The following is an 18268-nucleotide window of genomic DNA, read 5'->3' on the forward strand; positions in this document are numbered from 1 at the left end:
GCGCACCCGCGCCAGCGTGAAACACATACCACGCAAGCGCTTCGGCCAGCACTTCCTGGCCGACCCGGCGGTGATCGACGCCATCGTGCGCGCGATCGCGCCGAAGGCGGGCGAGGCGATGGTGGAGATCGGGCCGGGCCTGGCCGCCATCACGCAGCCGCTGGTCGAGCGCCTCGGAAAGCTGCAGGTCATCGAGCTGGACCGCGACCTCGCGGCCAAGCTGCGCACGCACCCGCAGCTGCAGGTGGTCGAGGCCGACGTGCTCAAGGTCGACTTCACGCAGCTCGCGCACGACGCCGGCGCGCCCAAGCTGCGCGTGGTGGGCAACCTGCCGTACAACATCTCCACGCCCATCCTCTTCCACCTGCTCGAACACGTTCAAGTCGTCGCCGACCAGCACTTCATGCTGCAGAAGGAAGTGATCGACCGCATGGTGGCGCAGCCTTCCACCGCCGACTACGGGCGGCTGTCGGTGATGCTGCAATGGCGCTACGAGATGGAGAACGTGCTGCATGTGCCGCCCGAGGCGTTCGACCCGCCGCCCCGGGTCGACAGCGCGGTGGTGCGCATGGTGCCGCGCGCGAAGCCGGCGGAAGTCGACGTGAAGCTGCTGGAGGAACTGGTGCAGGTGGCCTTCAGCCAGCGGCGCAAGATCATGCGCAACACGCTGGGGAAGTGGCTCGAAGCGCGGCAGTTCACCGGGACCTTCGACGTGCAAAGGCGCGCCGAGGAAGTGCCGGTGCACGAGTACGTCGCGCTGGCGCAGTCGCTCTCGTAGGCAGCAGAAAAGGAAAAAGCCGGCGCGAGCCGGCTTTGTTCAGCTTGGCGCGGCGCTTACGCCGCCGCCAGCCAGTACCCCGCGTTGAAGGGGCTCGACATGCGCAGCGCGAGGGGGGAGACGTCCACCAGCTTGTCGGTGGGCATCTTCTCGCCGTTGTTCTCCGAGGACGCCGGGTGCTCGGCGCCTTGGGCCTCGTTCGCCCGTTCCGCTTGGCCTTGTTGTGCGGAACGGGCTACCGAAAAGAATAGAAGCATCGGAAGGGCACTTTCCGTTCGGCCCAGTACTCGGCCGTGTCGCGGAAGATGTCCAGCAGCTGCTCGCGCGCTTCCTTGTCGAACTTCGCGTTGGCCGGGATCGATTCCAGCACCACGATGAAGCCCGGCTGCGGGCCCGATTTATGCACCGGGTCCGTCATGCAGTCGTACAGCGCGTCGAAGTTCTTGCCGAAGTGCGCCGGCAGGATGAACTGCTGCGCCAGCAGGTCCAGCACGTCCTGCTTGCTCTGCGCGTTGGCGAGGTTGGCGAACAGGAAGTGGTGGCCCAGGGAGCGGGCCGCATCCTGCAGGTCCTGCACGCGGAAGGCGCGGATCGACTGCACGATGTTGGTCCGCACGCCCTTGAGCGTGGCCTCGGTGGTTTCTTGCGCACGAAGTGGGGTTTCCATCTCCGCTTCTCTTTCCATGGTCAAAAACTCGTCCCGCTTCATAGTTGGAACTTCACTCCAAGATCATTCGAAAACTGGCGTAATGGTCAGCGGTGTAATAACAGGCGTATGGGGTCCTTGCGGGGCCGCCACACACGATGCGCCGGGCTCCCCGGTCGCGCGATCCCGGCGTGGGCACCGTGTACTCGCGGTAGAAACCGCGCCTGGCCGCTGGGAGCAAACGCTCCCGGTTGCCGAACACTGCGCCATCCTTGCCGTTGGGGAACGGTCCGCCCTGGCGGATCAGTTCATAAGTCGCCCGGCCCTCGCGCGGCAGCTCGGCGACGGAAACGACCGCGAGCGTGCTGCTGTGAGGACGGTCCCCCTGCGACCTGGCCTGCGCCAGGGGCGGAAAAGTCGCTGCGGCCAGTAATACGCCAGTTAGCGCTAACTTGACTGCGGCGACTTGCGCCATTCAGTGGGACCTTCTTCGGTGACCTTCGGGGGACGCCTTCCGGGGGCCAAAGGTTCCCCGCGTTGTCAGGAAACCCCGGGTTTACCCGGAAAAATCAAGGCGTAAGTGTGACCGAACGGCCCCCAAAAGGCAAGCGGCTGCCCACTTTTTGGGCAGCCGCCTAGGGCCTTCCGGGCTTGGCGCTTGACTTTTAAGTTAGCGCCAGCTACGTGATTTGGGCTTATCTCGCCGCGTTGGCGTCGGCCACCGTCAAGGCGGTCATGTTCACGATGCGCCGCACCGTGGTGCTGGCCGTGAGGATATGGACGGGCTTGGCTGCGCCGAGCAGCACCGGGCCGATGGCGATGTTGCCGCCGGCCGCCACCTTGAGCAGGTTGTAGGAAATGTTGGCGGCGTCGATGTTCGGCAGCACCAGCAGGTTGGCGTCGCCGGCCAGCGTGCTGTGCGGCATGATCTGCGACCGCGCGAGGCCGTCGAGCGCCAGGTCGCCGTGCATCTCGCCGTCGACCTCGAGCCACGCGGCTTGGTCGTGCAGCATGGCCAGAACCTCGCGCATCTTCAGCGCGCTGGGCTGGTTGCTCTGGCCGAAGTTGGAGTGCGACAGCAGCGCCACCTTCGGCTTGATGCCGAAGCGCACCATCTCCTCGGCCGCCATCACCGCGATCTCGGCCAGCTGCTCGGCGCTGGGGTCGTAGTTGACGTGCGTGTCGACCAGGAACACCTGCCGGTTCGGCAGCACCAGCCCGTTCATGCACGCGTAGGTGTTGCGCCCGGGGCGGCGGCCGATCACCTGGTCGATGTAATTGAGGTGGATGTTGGTCGTGCCCCAGGTGCCGCAGATCATCCCGTCGACCTGGTCCTTCTGCAGCAGCATCGCGCCGATCAGCGTCAGGCGCCGGCGCATCTCGATCTTGGCCATCTGCGCCGTCACGCCCTTGCGCTCGGTCATGCGGTGGTAGGTCTGCCAGAAGTCGCGGTAGCGCTCGTCCCACTCGGTGTTGACGATGTCGTAGTCGAGTTCCTCCTTCAGGCGCAGGCCGAACTTCTCGATGCGCTGCGCGATGACGGCGGGCCGCCCGATCAGCGTCGGGCGCGCCAGGCCTTCGTCGACCACGATCTGCGCGGCGCGCAGCACGCGTTCTTCCTCGCCTTCGCAGTACACGATGCGCTTCTTCGCGGCGGCCTTGGCCGCGTTGAAGATCGGCTTCATCGTGGTGCCCGAGGCGTAGACGAAGCTCTGCAGCTTGTCGCGGTAGGCGTCCCAGTCCTGCACCGGGCGCAGCGCCACGCCCGAGTCGTGCGCCGCCTTCGCCACCGCCGGCGCGATCTTGAGCATCAGGCGCGGATCGAACGGCTTGGGGATCAGGTATTCCGGGCCGAAGGCGAGCTTCTGCCCGGCGTACGCCGCCGCCACCACTTCGCTCTGCTCGGCCTGCGCCAGTTCGGCGATCGCGTGCACGGCGGCCACTTCCATCTCCACCGTGATCGTCGTCGCGCCGGCGTCGAGCGCGCCGCGGAAGATGTACGGGAAGCACAGGACGTTGTTGACCTGGTTCGGGTAGTCGGTGCGGCCGGTGGCCATGATGGCGTCGTTGCGCACCGCCTTCACGTCTTCGGGCGTGATCTCGGGGTTGGGGTTGGCCAGCGCCAAGATGATGGGCTTGGCCGCCATCTTCTTGACCATGTCCTGCTTCAGGACGCCGGCGGCCGACAGGCCCAGGAAGATGTCCGCGCCTTCGATGATGTCCGAGAGCGTGCGCGCCGACGTCTTCTGCGCGAACTGCACCTTGTCCTCGTCCATCAGCTCCTTGCGGCCTTCGTAGACCACGCCGGCGAGGTCGGTCGCGTAGATGTTCTCGCGCGGCAGGCCCAGGTGCACCAGCAGCTTCAGGCACGCGAGCGCCGCGGCTCCGGCGCCCGAGGTCACGAGCTTGACCTTCTTGATGTCCTTGCCCACGACCTTGAGGCCGTTGATGATCGCCGCGCCGACGCAGATCGCCGTGCCGTGCTGGTCGTCGTGGAAGACCGGGATCTTCATGCGCTCGCGCAGCTTGCGTTCGACGTAGAAACAGTCGGGCGCCTTGATGTCCTCGAGGTTGATGCCGCCGAAGGTCGGCTCGAGCGCCGCGATGATGTCGCACAGCTTGTCGAGGTCGTGCTTCTCGTTGACCTCGATGTCGAAGACGTCGATGCCGGCGAACTTCTTGAACAGGACGCCCTTGCCTTCCATCACCGGCTTGGCCGCGAGCGGGCCGATGTCGCCCAGGCCCAGCACGGCGGTGCCGTTGGTGATCACCGCCACCAGGTTGCCGCGGCTCGTGTACTTGAAGGCGTTGTTGGGGTCCTTGACGATCTCCTCGCAGGGCGCGGCGACGCCGGGCGAATACGCCAGCGCCAGGTCATGCTGGTTCAGCAGCTGCTTGGTCGCGTGGATCGCGACCTTGCCGGGCGTGGGGTGCTCGTGGTATTCGAGGGCGGCTTCGCGCAGCTCGCGGCGCTTGTCGCCGCCGGCTTCCATGACCGATTCGGTCGTCATCGTTCTTGTCTCCTTGGGGCTCGCGATTGTAAGCCTCGGCCCGGGTTAACCCTAGTATGGGTTTCTGCGTATGCGCGCCTCAGCGCTGCGCGACGATGGCAGCGAGCTCGGTAGTGAATTCGTCGATGAAGGCGTCCGGGTAGCCGGCGTCCTTGAGCGCCCAGCGGAAGCGGTTCGCGAGGCGCGCCTTCTGGTAGACGTTGAGCGAGTGCGACGCGCGGAACTCGGTGACCTCGCGGGCCAGCGCCGCGTGCACCTTGCGGAAGCGCTCCTCCGACTTGCGGGCGGGCGTGTTGAATTCGGTCGGCGGGAAGCGGCCCGTGAACAGATTCACGATCGAATCGGCGAAGCGATCCACTTCCGCCGTGTCGAACCACTTCAGGACCATGGAGGAATTCTGACATACCCACCCGCGCGGGCCGTGGCTATCATGCGCCGACCAGCTTCGAGGAGAGCGCCATGGCCCTGATGGATTTCATCAAGAAACAATTCATCGACATCATCCACTGGACGGAGCCGGACGACGGCATCCTCGCGTGGCGCTTCCCGATGCGCGACATGGAAATCCAGTACGGCGCGTCGCTCACGGTGCGCGAATCGCAGCTGGCGGTGTTCGTGAACGAAGGCAAGATCGCCGACGTCTTCGCGCCGGGCATGTACAAGCTCACGACGCAGACGCTGCCGGTCCTGACCTACCTGAAGAACTGGGACAAGCTGTTCGAGTCGCCCTTCAAGAGCGACGTGTACTTCCTGTCCACGCGCCTGCAGACCGACCAGCGCTGGGGCACGCCGCAGCCCATCACCATCCGCGACAAGGACTTCGGTGCCGTGCGCCTGCGCGCCTTCGGCAACTACGCGTACTCGATCGCCGACGGCAAGACCTTCCACCAGAAGATCTCGGGCACGCGCGAGCTGTACAAGGTCGAGGACCTGGAGCCGCAGCTGCGCGGCATGTTCCTGCAGAACCTGTCGGATGCCATCGCCAACAGCGGCGTGGCCTTCCTCGACCTGGCGGCCAACCAGATCGCGTTCGCCAATGCGCTCAAGACGCAGCTGTCACCCGCCTTCGAGGCGATCGGCCTCAAGCTCGACGTCGTGACCGTGCAGAACGTCTCGCTGCCCGAGGAGCTGCAGAAGATCCTCGACCAGAAGATCGGCATGGGCATGGTCGGCAGCGACATGGGCAAGTTCATGCAGTACCAGACCGCGCAGGCCATTCCCGGCATGACGCAGGGCGGCGGCGGCGGCAGCGGCATCGCGGGCGACGCGATGGGCCTGGGCGCGGGCGTCGCGCTCGGCCAGGTGCTCGCGCAGAACCTGCAGCAAGGGCTGCAAGGCGGCGGCGCGCAGCAGGCGCAGCCCGCGGCGGCGGCGCCGGTGAAGGCCGACGACGTGATGGCCATGCTGGAAAAACTCGGCGAACTCAAGTCCAAGGGCATCCTCACGCAGGAAGAGTTCGACGCGAAGAAGACCGAGCTGTTGAAGAAGCTGTCGTAAGGCCTTGGCCGAAGCGACACCGCAACGCGCCTACCGGGCCGCGTGCCCCGGCTGCGGCGCGCCCGTCGAATTCCGCAGCGCCCAGTCGGCGTTCGCGATCTGCAGCTTCTGCCGCAGCACGGTCGCGCGCGACGGCGAGACGCTCGCGCGCGTCGGCAAGATGGCCGAGGTCTTCGAGGACTACAGCCCGCTGCAGCTGATGGCCGGCGGCCGCCTCGAGGGCCGCACCTTCACCCTCGTCGGCCGCCTGCAGTACAAGGGCGAGACCGGCACGTGGACCGAGTGGATCGCCATGTACGACGACGGCACGCAGGGCGTGCTGAGCGAGGACAACGGCGCCTACGTGTTCTCGCAGCCGTCGGAACTCGGGCGCGAGGTACCGCCGGCGGATTCGCTGCGCGTGGGTGCCACGACCTACGTCGGCAACAAGCCGTTCAGCGTGGCGTCGAACGTCGCGGTGTCGCTGATTTCCGCGCAGGGCGAATTGCCCAAGCTGCCGCCGCTGGGCCGGCCCTTCGCGATGGTCGAATTGCGCAACGCCGACGGTGAAGTGGTCAGCGTCGACTATGGCTCGACGCCGCCGGTCGTCTCGCGCGGCCGCGCGGTGCAGCTCGAGGGCCTGCAGATGTCGGGCCTGCGTGGCGACGTCGCCAAGGAGCAGAAGGGCCGGCAGTTCGCCTGCCCCAATTGCGGCGCGCCGGTGGAAGTCACGCTGCTCGCGACCAAGTCCATCACCTGCCGCTCGTGCCACAGCATCATCGATTTGTCGCAGGGCCTCGGCGGCGAGATGCGCCACGCAACGCAGGACGAGCCGGTCAAGCCGGTGATCCCGCTGGGCACGACCGGGCTGCTGCAGAACGCGCAATGGCAGGTGGTGGGCTACCAGCACCGCGTCGGCCACGAGCCGGGCGACGACGACGAATCGTTCGGCTGGGAGGAATACCTCCTGTACAACGCCAAGAAGGGCTTCACCTTCCTGGTCGATTCCGAAGACGGCTGGAGCCTGGTCAAGCCGGTGACCGGCGCGCCCTCGCTGTCGCCGAACAAGCAATCCGCCACCTACCTCGGCCAGAACTACCAGCTGCAATACAGCTACGAGGCGGAGACCAACTACGTCGCGGGCGAGTTCTACTGGCCCGTGGAGCGCGGGCAGAAAACCTTCAACCGCGACTTCGCCAAGGGCGGCAACCTGCTGTCGATGGAGGAGTCGCCGCAGGAGGTGACCTGGTCCAGCGGCGGCAAGATCGGCGCCGATGTCGTCGCGAAAGCCTTCAATCTCGAACGCGCGCCCGCCATGGCCAAGCGCGGCGACAGCGGGCCGGTGACGCCGGGCAAGGGCTGCGCCGGCATGGGCTGCGGCACGCTGGTCCTGCTGTTCATCATCGTGCTCATCATCCTGTTGGTCATCAAGGCCTGCGTGGACGACGACGGCCGTTCCGGCTACACCTCGGGCGGGCGCACCTCGAGCGGCTCGTTCGGCGGCGGCTCCTCGGGCGGCGGGGGCCACAAGTGATCCTGTTCCATTTCATGGAGAAAGCGCTATGCAAGGGCTGAATGCAACCACGATCCTCGGGTCGATCCTCTACGCGCTGATCGGCGTCATCGTCTTCTGGCTCAGCTTCATCATCATCGACAAGATGACGCCGTACGCGCTGTGGCAGGAGATCGTCGAGAAGCACAACGTCGCGCTGGGCATCGTGGTCGGCGCGATGGCGCTGGGCATCTCGATCATCGTCGCCGCGGCGATCCACTAGGGACAGCGCCGTGTCCCAACCGGCAGGCGCGCTGCGCGAGCCGGCGGCGCCGCGCCCCCTCGAGGTGGCGCTGCTCGCGTCGGTGTTCGTCGTGGCGGCATGCGGGCTCGTCTACGAGCTCGCCGCCGGCGCGCTGGCGTCGTACGTGCTGGGCGACTCGGTGCTGCAGTTCTCCACCGTCATCGGCACCTACCTCTTCGCCATGGGCGTGGGCTCCTGGCTGTCGCGCTTCTTCGAGCGCCAGTTGCCCGCGCACTTCCTGCGCATCGAGCTGCTGGTGGCGCTCTTCGGCGGCTTCATGCCGGCGCTGCTGTTCGTCGCCAACGCCTGGCTGCCCGGCGCCTTCCGCCCGCTGCTCTACGGGCTGGTGTTCGCGGTCGGTGCGCTGGTGGGCATCGAGATCCCGCTGGTGATGCGCATCCTGCGGCGCAACGTCCAGCTGCGCGAGCTGGTGTCGCAGGTGCTCACCTTCGACTACCTGGGCGCCCTCGCCGTCTCGATCGCCTTCCCGCTGGTGCTGGTGCCGCAGCTCGGCCTGGTGCGCACCGGGCTGCTCTTCGGCCTGATGAATGCGGTGGTCGCGGTGTGGGCGCTGCAGCTGTTCCGCCATGAGCTGCGCCGTGTCGTCGCGCACGGCGTCGCCTGCGCGGCGACGCTCGCCGTGCTGCTGGGCGGCTTCGCGATGGCGCAGGAGATCACGACGCTGGCCGAGGACCGCTTCTACCAGGACCCCGTGGTGTTCACGGCGACTTCGCCCTACCAGCGCATCGTCGTCACGCGCGGGCGCGCGGGGCACCGGCTCTTCCTCAACGGCAACCTCCAGTTCGCCGAACGCGACGAGTACCGCTACCACGAGGCGCTGGTGCACCCGGTGATGAGCGCGCACGGCGCGCCGCGCAAGGTGGCGATCCTCGGCGGCGGCGACGGCATGGCCGCGCGCGAGGTGCTGCGCCATGCGCAGGTCGAGCAGGTCACGCTGGTCGAGCTGGACGCGAACATGTCGCGCCTCTTCACGACGCACGAGACGCTGGCGCGGCTCAACGGCGGCGCCCTGTCGTCCCCGAAACTGAAAGTGGTCAACGCCGATGCTTTCCAGTGGCTGCAGGACACGGGCGAGACGTTCGATGTGATCATCGTGGACTTCCCCGACCCGACGAATTTCTCGATCGGCAAGCTCTACACCACCTCCTTCTACGCCCTCATGGACAAGCGCCTCGCCGCCAGCGGCTACGCCGTCGTGCAGACGACCTCGCCGCTGGTCGCGCGCGAAAGTTTCTGGACGGTCGTGAGCACGCTCGAGGCCGCGGGCTTCGCGACGGCCCCGTACCACGCCAACGTCCCGAGCTTCGGCGAGTGGGGCTTCGTCGTCGCGAGCCGCCGGCCCTTCCGCCTGCCGCAGCAGTTGCCGCCGAACCTGCGCTTCCTCACCCCGGAGAGCCTGCCGCTGCTGTTCGACTTCCCGCGCGACATGGCGCGCGTGAAGGCCGAGCCCAACCGCCTGTCCAACCAGCAGCTGGTCACGACCTACGAAAAGGAGTGGGGCAAGGTCCTGCCATGATCGGGCGCCGTGCCGTGGTCGCCGGCGCCGCGCTCGCGCTGGCCGGCTGCAAGAAGGACCGCGTGATCGCCGGCGGCTTCGCGGGCGCGAGCGCCGAGCGCGGGCACCTGCTGCGCGAGGCGCGGGCGCACGCCGCGCCCGCCGTGACGCGCAAGGCCGGCGTCGTGGTCGTCGGCGCGGGCATCGCGGGCCTGTCCGCGGCGCGTGCCTTGCGGCTCGCGGGCGTCGAGGACTTCACCCTGCTGGAACTCGAGGACCAGCCCGGCGGCAACAGCCGCGGCATGGCCGTCGGCGGCCTGGCCTGCCCGATGGCGGCGCACTACCTGCCCGTGCCGGGCGACAGCGCTTCGGAGGTGCGCGAGTTCCTGGCCGAGGCCGGCATCGCGAAGCGGGAGGCCGGGCGCTGGACCTACGACGAGCGCCACCTGTGCCACAGCCCGCAGGAGCGCCTGTTCTTCAACGGCCAGTGGCAGGAAGGCCTGTTGCCCGTGCAGGGCGTGGGCGCGGCGACGCTCGCGCAGTACCGGCGCTTCTCGCAGCTCGTCGCGCGCGAGGACAAGCGCGCGCATTTCCGCCTGCCGCTGCGCGGCGCGGCGCCCGCGCCGCATCGCGCGCTCGATGCGCTGACCTTCGCCGCGTGGCTCGCGCGCGAGGGCCTGGACGACGCGCACCTGCGCTGGTACCTGGACTACTGCTGCCGCGACGACTACGGCGCGGGCGCGGCGGCGGTGTCCGCCTGGGCCGGCATCCACTACTTCGCGAGCCGCCATGGCTTCACGGCGCCCGGCGAGAAGGACGGCGAGCGCGAGCCGCTGCTGACCTGGCCCGAGGGCAATGCGTGGCTGGCGCGCCGGCTGGCCGCGCCGCTGGGCGAGCGCATGCGAACGGGGCGCGTGGTGCTGCGCATCGCTGCGCTCAAGGGCGGCGTCGAGATCGACGCGCTGGATGTCGCGACCCAGCAGGTGGAGCGCTGGCAGGCCGCACAGTGCATCGTTGCGCTGCCGCTGTTCGTCGCCGCGCGCGTGCTCAACGCGCCGCCGCGCGCGCTGTCGGAGGCGGCGCTGCGCATGCGCTACGCGCCGTGGGCGGTGGCCAACGTGCACATCGAGGCGCCGCTGCGCGACCGGCCCGGCGCGCCGCCCTCGTGGGACAACGTGATCCACGGCGCGCGCGGCCTGGGCTACGTCGACGCGGGCCACCAGAAGCTCAACCCGCTGCCCGAGCCGACGGTGCTGACCTGGTACCGCCCGCTCGGCGACGAGCCGGATGCGCGTGCGCAACTGCTCGCGCGGCCGTGGGCCGCGTGGCGCGACGAGGTGCTGGACGAGCTGTCGGGCCCGCACCCGGACGTGCGCGCCAAGACGCTCGCGGTCGAAGTCGCGCGCTTCGGCCACGCCATGGCCATCCCCGTGCCGGGGCTGCGCACCGACGCCGCGCTGGCGGCGCTGCAGCGCCCGCAGGCGGGGCTGTGGCGGCGCGTGCACTTCGCGCACGCCGACCTGTCGGGCTATTCGGTCTTCGAGGAGGCCTTCACGCACGGCTGGCGCGCGGGGCGCGCGGCGGCGAAGGCGCTGGCCTAGCGCGCTAGGGCAGGAAGTCCTGGCTGGCGAAGGTCGTGGTGTCGATGCGGCAGTTCGCGGGCAAGGAGTTGCGCACGGGTTGCCAGTCGGAGCCGCAGAGCCACTGTTTCACGCTCTGGCCCAGGTTGTCCGGTGAGACCATGGGTGAACCCATGGAGTTGGCGGGCACGAGGTGGATGTACTGGTTGTTGACCAGCGAGTCCATGTTGATGATGGCGATGCGGATCACGCCGTTGGAGGAGGTCTGGATCGTGCCCGTGTGCTTGCCCCGGGCATTCGTGCTCTCGCAGCCCCACGAGCCCGCGTCGGGCGGGTCGGACAGCAGGTTGTAGTTCTCGCTGATCAGCGTCTTGCACCCGCCGGAGGCGAGCACGACTTCGGACAGGGTGGCGCGGCGCGAGTAGTCGCGCATCGAACGGATGGCGACGGACGCCAGGATGCCGATGATCGCGACCACGATCATCACTTCAATTTGCGTGAAACCTCTGCTCCGTCGATGCCCGGCCATGGCTCGCTCCCGTCATGGATGAGAACCAAATGATACGCAGGGAGCACAACGTTGTCACGACCGGTAACGCCGTTCGTGGCGCGGACGCCGCCGCTCGTCCGGCGCCGCCCGTGCGGATTTCACGACTTCGCGCGGCTCATGCGCGCATCAGCGCCTCGATCTCGCCGCCGTCCACCGGCACGCGGCGCGTGACCAGCTCGCAGCCGTCCTTCGTCACCACGGCGTCGTCCTCGATGCGGATGCCGATGTGGTGGAAGGCCTCGGGCACGCCTTCGGCCGGGCGCACGTAGATGCCGGGCTCGATCGTCAGCACCATGCCGGGCTGCAGCACGCGCGCGGGGCGGTCCTTGATCAACTCACCGGACAGGGCGTCCTTGCGCTCGGCGACCTTGCCCACTTCCGAAGGCTCGACGTAGGCGCCGCAGTCGTGCACGTCCATGCCGATCCAGTGGCCGGTGCGGTGCATGTAGAACTGGAAGTAGGCGCGCTTCTCGATCACGTCGTCCAGCGTGCCGACCTTGTTGCGATCGAGCAGGCCCACGTCCAGCATGCCCTGGGCCAGCACCTTCACGCTGGCTTCGTGCGGGTCTGTGAAGCGCGCGCCGGCCTTGCAGGCATCGATGGCGGCCTGTTGCGAGGCGAGCACCAGGTCATAGAGCTGGCGTTGCGGCCCGGTGAACTTGCCGCTGGCCGGGAAGGTGCGCGTGATGTCGCTGGCGTAGCCATCCAGCTCGCAGCCGGCGTCGATCAGCACCAACTCGCCCGCCTTCACGGGCGCGACGTCGGCGCGGTAGTGCAGCACACAGGCGTTGGCGCCGGCCGCGACGATGGATGCGTAGGCCGGGTACTGCGAGCCGCCCATGCGGAACTCGTGCGAGAGCTCGGCGTCCAGGTGGTATTCGCGCAGGTCCTTGCCTTCGCGCAGCCACTGGGCGCAGAACTTCATGGCACGCACGTGGGCCCGCGCGCTGATGTCGCCGGCGCGGCGCATGATGGCCAGCTCGTGGGCGTCCTTGACCAGGCGCATCTCGTCGAGCACCGCGCACAGGTCGTGCTGCTCCTCGGGGCACAGCGCGCCGTAGCGCACGCGCGAGCGCACCTGCGTCAGCCAGCCGGCCACGCGCGCTTCCAGGCCCGCGTGGATGCCGAAGGGGAACCACACGGCGCCCTTGTTCTCCAGCAGCTTGGGCATGGTCGCGTCGAGTTCGGCGACCGATTGCGCCGAATCGACACCCAGCGTGGCTGGCGCGGCTTCGGGTCCGAGGCGGTAGCCGTCCCAGATCTCGCGCTCGAGGTCCTTGGGCTGGCAGAAGAGGTGCGACTTGCCGTCGCCGGTGAGCACCAGCCAGGCCTGCGGCTCGGTGAACCCGGTCAGGTAGTAGAAGTAGCTGTCGTGGCGGAACTGGAAGTCGGTGTCGCGGTTGCGCGGGCGCTCGGGGGCCGTCGGCAGGATGGCGATGTCGTTCTTCCCGAGCTTCGCGGCGGCGCGCGCGCGGCGCTCGGCATACAGCGTGTAGGGGACGTCGGTCTTCATCTCGCGGATTTTCCTTCTGAATGACTTCTTCGTGCGAAGTGGTGTTTACTGAACCGGGATCGCCGAGTTCAGTGCGGAAAGCCGTTCCGGAGTGCCCACGTCGGTCCAGGGACCGGTGTAGATCTCCGCCGTCATCTGCTCGCGCTCGATCGCCGCGAGCATCAGCGGCAACATGGGTATTTTCCGCCCTTCCGGGTTGCCGGCGGGCAGGCCGTCGAAGAAGGCCTTGCGGTACAGGCCGATGGTCGAATAGGTGTAGCGCGGCGAGCCCTCGCGCGTGGCCACGCCGTCGGCGCGCAGGGCGAAGTCGCCCTTTTCGTTGTGGGCGGGGTTGGGCACCACGAAGATGTGCGCGAGCTTGCCGCCGGCCACGAAGCGGGCGTAGCTGCGCTCGGGGAATTCGAACTGCGGCACGTGCACGTCGCCCCCCACCACCCAGAACACCTCGTCCAGCAGCGGCAGGGCGCGCGCGATGCCGCCGGCGGTCTCCAGCGCGCCGCCGAAGTCGCGGCCCTCGCGCGAGTAGCGGATGCCCGGCGCGTCGAAGCGCTCGACGATCTGCTCCTCCAGCCACGCGGTGTTGACCACGATGTCGGCGTAGCCGGCGCGCTGCAGCGCCTCGATGTGGTACTGCATCAGCGGCTTGCCGCGCACTTCCAGCAGTGGCTTGGGCGTGCGGTCGGTCAGCGGCCGCATGCGCTCGCCGCGGCCGGCGGCCAGGATCATCGCTTTCGCCTGCGTCATGCGGATTCGCCTCTTTCCTGCGTCGTTCAGGTTTCGCCGTCGCCGCGGTCCAGGGACCGTTGCTCGGTCCACTCGGGCTGGAAGCGGTGCACCAGCGCGTCCATCAGGCTGCGCGCTTTCGCGGAATGGTCCTCACCGAAGTTGCACACGTACACATCGACGGTGACCGCGCGCTGCTCCGGCCAGGTGTGCAGGCACACGTGCGATTCCGCCAGCAGCACGGCGGCCGTGACGCCGCCGGCGCCCTGGTCGGTGCGCGGGAAGGTGTGGAACAGCTGGTTCACCGCGTCGAGGCCCACGCCCCGCACCGCCTGCACGCACCAGTCGCCCAGCTGGCGCGCATCGGTCAGCCACGCGGCGTCGCAACGGCACTGGTAAAGGTCGGCGGTCAGGTGCAGGCCCTGCATGGGGTTCCACTGTAGTCGATGGCGTGTGCGATGCCCGGGTGGCGGATGCTCATCCAAGCCCCAAGTAAAATCTCGGGTTTCCCCCAAGTAACACCTCCCGGAGCCGCCCTCGATGGCCAAAGAAACGTTGATGGCGAACGCGATTCGCGCGCTCGCCATGGATGCCGTGCAGCAGGCGAATTCCGGGCATCCCGGCGCGCCCATGGGCATGGCCGAAATCGCCGTCGCACTGTGGGGCCGCCACCTGCGCCACAACCCGAAGAACCCGCACTGGGCCGACCGCGACCGCTTCGTGCTGTCCAACGGGCACGGCTCGATGCTCATTTACGCGCTCCTGCACCTCACCGGCTACGCGTTGCCGCTGTCAGAGCTGAAGAACTTCCGCCAGCTTCACAGCAAGACGCCGGGCCACCCCGAAGTGGGCATCACGCCCGGCGTGGAAACGACCACCGGCCCGCTTGGCCAGGGCATCACCAACGCGGTGGGCATGGCGCTGGCCGAGAAGCTGCTGGCCACCGAGTTCAACCGCGACGGCCACACGGTGGTGGACCACCACACCTACGTGTTCCTGGGCGACGGCTGCCTGATGGAAGGCATCAGCCACGAGGCCTGCGCGCTGGCCGGCGCTTGGAAGCTGAACAAGCTCGTGGCCGTCTACGACGACAACGGCATCTCCATCGACGGCCAGGTCGCGCCCTGGTTCATCGACGACACGCCGGCGCGCTTCCGTGCCTACGGCTGGAACGTGATCGGCCCCATCGACGGCCACGACGTGGACGCGGTGGACCGCGCCATCGCCGATGCCCGGCGCAGCGCCGACAAGCCCACGCTGGTCGTCGCCAAGACGCAGATCGGCAAGGGCAGCCCCAACCGCGTCAACACCGCCAAGGCGCACGGCGAGGCGCTGGGCCTGGAGGAAGTGAAGCTCACGCGCGAAGCCATCGGCTGGCCGCACGAGCCGTTCGTGGTGCCGCACGAGGCCTACACGCACTGGGACGCGAAGGCGCAGGGCGAGAAGACCGAAGCCGAATGGAACAAGCGCTTCGCCGCCTACCGCGCCGCGCACCCGGAGCTGGCCGCCGAATTCGAGCGCCGCATGAAGGGCGAGCTGCCGCGCAACTTCGCGCAGGTGGCGCTAGAGGCCGCGACGAGCGCGCAGGCGAAAGCCGAGACCGTGGCTTCGCGCAAGGCTTCGCAGATCGCGCTCGAAGCCTTCACCGCGGCGCTGCCCGAGATGCTGGGCGGCTCGGCCGACCTCACGGGCTCCAACCTCACCAACACCAAGAGCACGCCGCCGCTGCGCTTCGACCTGGCCGGCAACGTCAAGAAGACCGAGGACGGCAAGATCGGCCGTCACATCAACTACGGCGTGCGCGAATTCGGCATGGCCGCGGTGATGAACGGCATCGCGCTGCATGGCGGCTACATCCCCTACGGCGGCACCTTCCTCACGTTCAGCGACTACAGCCGCAACGCCATCCGCATGGCGGCGCTGATGAAGGCGCGCGTGATCCACGTGTTCACGCACGACTCCATCGGCCTGGGCGAGGACGGCCCGACGCACCAGTCGATCGAGCACGCGGCGGCGCTGCGCCTGATCCCGAACCTCGAGGTCTGGCGTCCATGCGACACGGCGGAGACGGCCGTCGCCTGGACCGCGGCCCTGCAGAACCGGGACCGCCCGACGGCGCTGCTGCTGTCGCGCCAGAACCTGCCGTATGCGCCGAAGCCGGCGCTGGAAGACATCGCCAAGGGCGGCTACGTGCTGGCCGAGCCCGTGGAAGTCGGCGCGAAGGGCCGCGCCCGCGCGGTGATCATCGCCACGGGCTCCGAGGTGCAGCACGCGCTGAAAGCCCAGGAGATGCTCGCGGCCGAGGGCGTCGCGGTGCGCGTGGTGTCCATCCCCAGCACCAGCGTGTTCGACCGCCAGGGCGCCGCGTACAAGGAATCGGTGCTGCCGCGCGGCATCCCGCGCATCGCGGTGGAAGCCGGCGTGACCGACTACTGGTGGAAGTACGGCTGCGCCGCCGTGGTGGGCATCGACACCTACGGCGAATCCGCGCCGGCCAGCGCCCTTTTCAAGCACTTCGGTTTCACGCCCGAGAACGTCGCGGAGACCGTGAAGGCAGTGCTCGCACGATGAAGCTGGCGGCGCTCGCATTGGCGGTGTCGGCCCTTGCGACGGTGCGCCCCGCATCGGCCGCCGATGCGTTGGCGGCGGCGCCGCAGGCGAACATCGCGTGCGTCGAACTCCTGGCCGAAGCGCCCAGGAGCCCCGCGTTTCCCGAAGAGGCGTACCAGGCCAAGCTCGGCGCGACGATCCGGCTGGAAATGGAATTCGTCGACGCGCGCCGCGAGCCGCGCGTGCGTGTCCTCCCACCCTTGGGCGCCGAGCCACCGGCTGTCTTCGGCGAAGCGGCCAGGGCTTTCGTCCGGCACTACCGCAACACCTGCATGAAGGACGGTGACCCCCCGGTTCGCGTCCGCCAGGAATTCGTTTTCGTCCCCAACGACGGACGCAAGGTCGTTTGGACGATCGCATCGGTGCTGGGCGAGGGGAGGGCGGATTCGATGGTGGCCGGGTGCGTGAGGCATCTGGCGCCGGGTACGCTGCCGGCGTTCCCGCGCAGCGCCGCGCGCGACGGGAAGTCCGGCCGCGTCGTGATCCAGGCCGAGTTCAAGGCCTTGAACGAACCTCCCGTGGTCAAGGTGCTGGCCGCGGGGCCCCGCAGTGACTTCGCGGCGTCCGCCACGTCATTCGCCGAAGGCTACCGGCTCACCTGCGGAGAGGTCCCCGTGATCGCCGTCCAGCGGTTCAATTTCAACCTGCAGGGCAACGCGCACTACGTCCTGAAGGACACGAACCTCCAATCGTTCGTCGCGGCCAGCCGCAACGCCGCCGACAAGCCGGTCTTCTTCGACCTCAACAGCATGGGCTGCCCGTTCGAAGTGCGGATGGAATACTGGCAGCCCTTCTTCCGCAACCGCGTCGGCGAGATCGGCGAATCGCGGCCGGAACGCCGGGCCTTGCTCGACTGGCTGTCAGGATTGAAGCTGAACCTGAAGCCTTCCCAGGAAGCCGACTTCGCGTCGGAGGCCCTCACCATCGCCATTCCCTGCGGCAAGATAGACCTCTAGCGCCCACTTCCCCCATGAGCCCCCCCTTGCGGCAAGATTGAACCCAATCCCCCCGGCATTTCGTCTTTCAACATTCGGAGCAACCTGAAATGGCACTCAAGATCGGCATCAACGGCTTCGGCCGGATCGGCCGCAACGTCCTGCGCTCGGCCGTGCAGCACTTCCCCGACGTCGAGATCGTCGGCATCAACGACCTGCTGGAACCCAACTACCTCGCCTACATGCTGCAGTACGACAGCGTGCACGGCCGCTTCAAGGGCGACATCTCGGTCGACAACAACACGCTCATCGTCAACGGCAAGCGCATCCGCCTGACGCAGGAGCGCGACCCCGCCAACCTGAAGTGGGGCGACGTCGGCGCCGAGGTGGTGATCGAGTCCACGGGCCTGTTCCTCGACAAGGCCTCCGCCGAGAAGCACCTGGCGGCCGGCGCCAAGAAGGTGATCATCTCCGCGCCGTCCAAGGACGACACGCCGATGTTCGTGTACGGCGTGAACCACGCCAAGTACAAGGGCGAGGCCATCATCTCCAACGCGTCCTGCACGACCAACTGCCTGGCGCCGCTGGCCAAGGTGCTCAACGACAAATGGGGCATCAAGCGCGGCCTGATGACGACCGTGCACGCCGCCACCGCGACGCAGAAGACGGTGGACGGCCCGAGCAACAAGGACTGGCGCGGCGGCCGCGGCATCCTCGAGAACATCATCCCCTCGTCCACCGGCGCCGCGAAGGCCGTGGGCGTGGTGATCCCCGAGCTGAACAAGAAGCTCACCGGCATGTCGTTCCGCGTGCCGACGTCCGACGTGTCGGTGGTCGACCTCACCGTCGAACTCAACACCGAAGCCAGCTACAAGGACATCTGCGCCGAATTCAAGGCGCAGTCCGAAGGCGCGCTGAAGGGCGTGCTGGGCTACACGGAAGACAAGGTGGTGGCCACCGACTTCCGCGGCGATCCGCGCACGTCGATCTTCGACGCCGAAGCCGGCATCGCGCTGGACGGCACCTTCGTCAAGCTCGTGTCCTGGTACGACAACGAGTGGGGCTACTCGAACAAGTGCCTGGAGATGGCACGCGTCGTCGCGGCCAAGTAAAAAAAGCCCCCGCGCCTTGCGG

General features: G+C 68.1%; 17 protein-coding genes. 9 read left to right on the forward strand and 8 right to left on the reverse strand.

What is annotated here, in order from left to right:
- The first annotated feature begins 16 nt into the window (after positions 1-16).
- On the forward strand, positions 17-778 hold the full coding sequence (rsmA, locus tag WG903_RS03995; RefSeq protein ID WP_340072929.1) for a 16S rRNA (adenine(1518)-N(6)/adenine(1519)-N(6))-dimethyltransferase RsmA: 762 nt from the start codon (positions 17-19) through the stop codon (positions 776-778).
- Between the two features lie 235 nt (positions 779-1013).
- Here rsmA and WG903_RS04000 read toward each other — a convergent pair whose 3' ends face one another.
- The 4 genes from WG903_RS04000 to WG903_RS04015 all read right to left on the reverse strand — a co-directional run bounded on the left by WG903_RS04000 (position 1014) and on the right by WG903_RS04015 (position 4823).
- Positions 1014-1445: a barstar family protein gene (locus WG903_RS04000; RefSeq protein ID WP_340072930.1), complete on the reverse strand. Its 432-nt coding sequence runs from the start codon at positions 1443-1445 to the stop codon at positions 1014-1016.
- A gap of 52 nt (positions 1446-1497) precedes the next feature.
- Entirely contained in the window at positions 1498-1899 is a 402-nt protein-coding gene (locus tag WG903_RS04005; protein ID WP_340072931.1) for a ribonuclease domain-containing protein, read from the reverse strand.
- Positions 1900-2119: 220 nt separating this feature from the next.
- On the reverse strand, positions 2120-4435 hold the full coding sequence (locus WG903_RS04010) for an NADP-dependent malic enzyme (protein WP_340072932.1): 2316 nt from the start codon (positions 4433-4435) through the stop codon (positions 2120-2122).
- 79 nt (positions 4436-4514) lie between these two features.
- Positions 4515-4823, reverse strand: a complete 309-nt coding sequence (locus WG903_RS04015; RefSeq protein WP_340072933.1) for a hypothetical protein — start codon at positions 4821-4823, stop codon at positions 4515-4517.
- A 71-nt stretch (positions 4824-4894) separates the two neighbouring features.
- On the opposite strand from WG903_RS04015, the gene WG903_RS04020 reads away from it, so the two are divergent.
- From WG903_RS04020 to WG903_RS04040, 5 genes are read left to right on the forward strand one after another with little or no spacing between them, the layout of a single operon-like run.
- Positions 4895-5932, forward strand: a complete 1038-nt coding sequence (locus WG903_RS04020; RefSeq protein WP_340072934.1) for an SPFH domain-containing protein — start codon at positions 4895-4897, stop codon at positions 5930-5932.
- A gap of 4 nt (positions 5933-5936) precedes the next feature.
- A complete protein-coding gene (locus WG903_RS04025; protein WP_340072935.1) occupies positions 5937-7445 on the forward strand; it encodes a DUF4178 domain-containing protein in 1509 nt (502 codons plus the stop codon).
- Positions 7446-7473: 28 nt separating this feature from the next.
- Positions 7474-7686, forward strand: coding sequence for a DUF350 domain-containing protein (locus WG903_RS04030; protein ID WP_340072936.1), 213 nt, complete (start codon positions 7474-7476; stop codon positions 7684-7686).
- 10 nt (positions 7687-7696) lie between these two features.
- Positions 7697-9244, forward strand: coding sequence for a polyamine aminopropyltransferase (locus tag WG903_RS04035; RefSeq protein WP_340072937.1), 1548 nt, complete (start codon positions 7697-7699; stop codon positions 9242-9244).
- Complete coding sequence (locus tag WG903_RS04040; RefSeq protein WP_340072938.1) at positions 9241-10824, forward strand: FAD-dependent oxidoreductase; 1584 nt, start codon at positions 9241-9243, stop codon at positions 10822-10824. Before WG903_RS04035 ends, WG903_RS04040 begins: the two co-directional genes overlap by 4 nt.
- A 4-nt stretch (positions 10825-10828) precedes the next feature.
- Here the strand turns inward: WG903_RS04040 and WG903_RS04045 are convergent, their stop codons facing one another.
- The 4 genes from WG903_RS04045 to speD all read right to left on the reverse strand — a co-directional run bounded on the left by WG903_RS04045 (position 10829) and on the right by speD (position 14017).
- Positions 10829-11332, reverse strand: a complete 504-nt coding sequence (locus WG903_RS04045; protein WP_445263575.1) for a pilin — start codon at positions 11330-11332, stop codon at positions 10829-10831.
- A gap of 136 nt (positions 11333-11468) precedes the next feature.
- Positions 11469-12866, reverse strand: a complete 1398-nt coding sequence (locus WG903_RS04050) for an aminopeptidase P N-terminal domain-containing protein (RefSeq protein WP_340072940.1) — start codon at positions 12864-12866, stop codon at positions 11469-11471.
- Positions 12867-12911: 45 nt separating this feature from the next.
- Complete coding sequence (locus tag WG903_RS04055) at positions 12912-13592, reverse strand: nucleotidyltransferase family protein (RefSeq protein WP_340078191.1); 681 nt, start codon at positions 13590-13592, stop codon at positions 12912-12914.
- Positions 13593-13636: 44 nt separating this feature from the next.
- Complete coding sequence (gene speD / locus WG903_RS04060) at positions 13637-14017, reverse strand: adenosylmethionine decarboxylase (RefSeq protein WP_340072941.1); 381 nt, start codon at positions 14015-14017, stop codon at positions 13637-13639.
- Positions 14018-14129: 112 nt separating this feature from the next.
- On the opposite strand from speD, the gene tkt reads away from it, so the two are divergent.
- From tkt to gap, 3 genes are all read left to right on the forward strand, one after another.
- Complete coding sequence (gene tkt, locus WG903_RS04065) at positions 14130-16160, forward strand: transketolase (RefSeq protein ID WP_445263576.1); 2031 nt, start codon at positions 14130-14132, stop codon at positions 16158-16160.
- On the forward strand, positions 16157-17155 hold the full coding sequence (locus tag WG903_RS04070; RefSeq protein ID WP_340072943.1) for a hypothetical protein: 999 nt from the start codon (positions 16157-16159) through the stop codon (positions 17153-17155). Before tkt ends, WG903_RS04070 begins: the two co-directional genes overlap by 4 nt.
- 89 nt (positions 17156-17244) lie before the next feature.
- Positions 17245-18246: a type I glyceraldehyde-3-phosphate dehydrogenase gene (gene gap / locus WG903_RS04075; RefSeq protein ID WP_340072944.1), complete on the forward strand. Its 1002-nt coding sequence runs from the start codon at positions 17245-17247 to the stop codon at positions 18244-18246.
- The last annotated feature ends 22 nt before the right edge of the window (positions 18247-18268 follow it).

The organism is Ramlibacter sp. PS4R-6, assembly GCF_037572775.1.
GTDB lineage: Bacteria > Pseudomonadota > Gammaproteobacteria > Burkholderiales > Burkholderiaceae_C > Ramlibacter.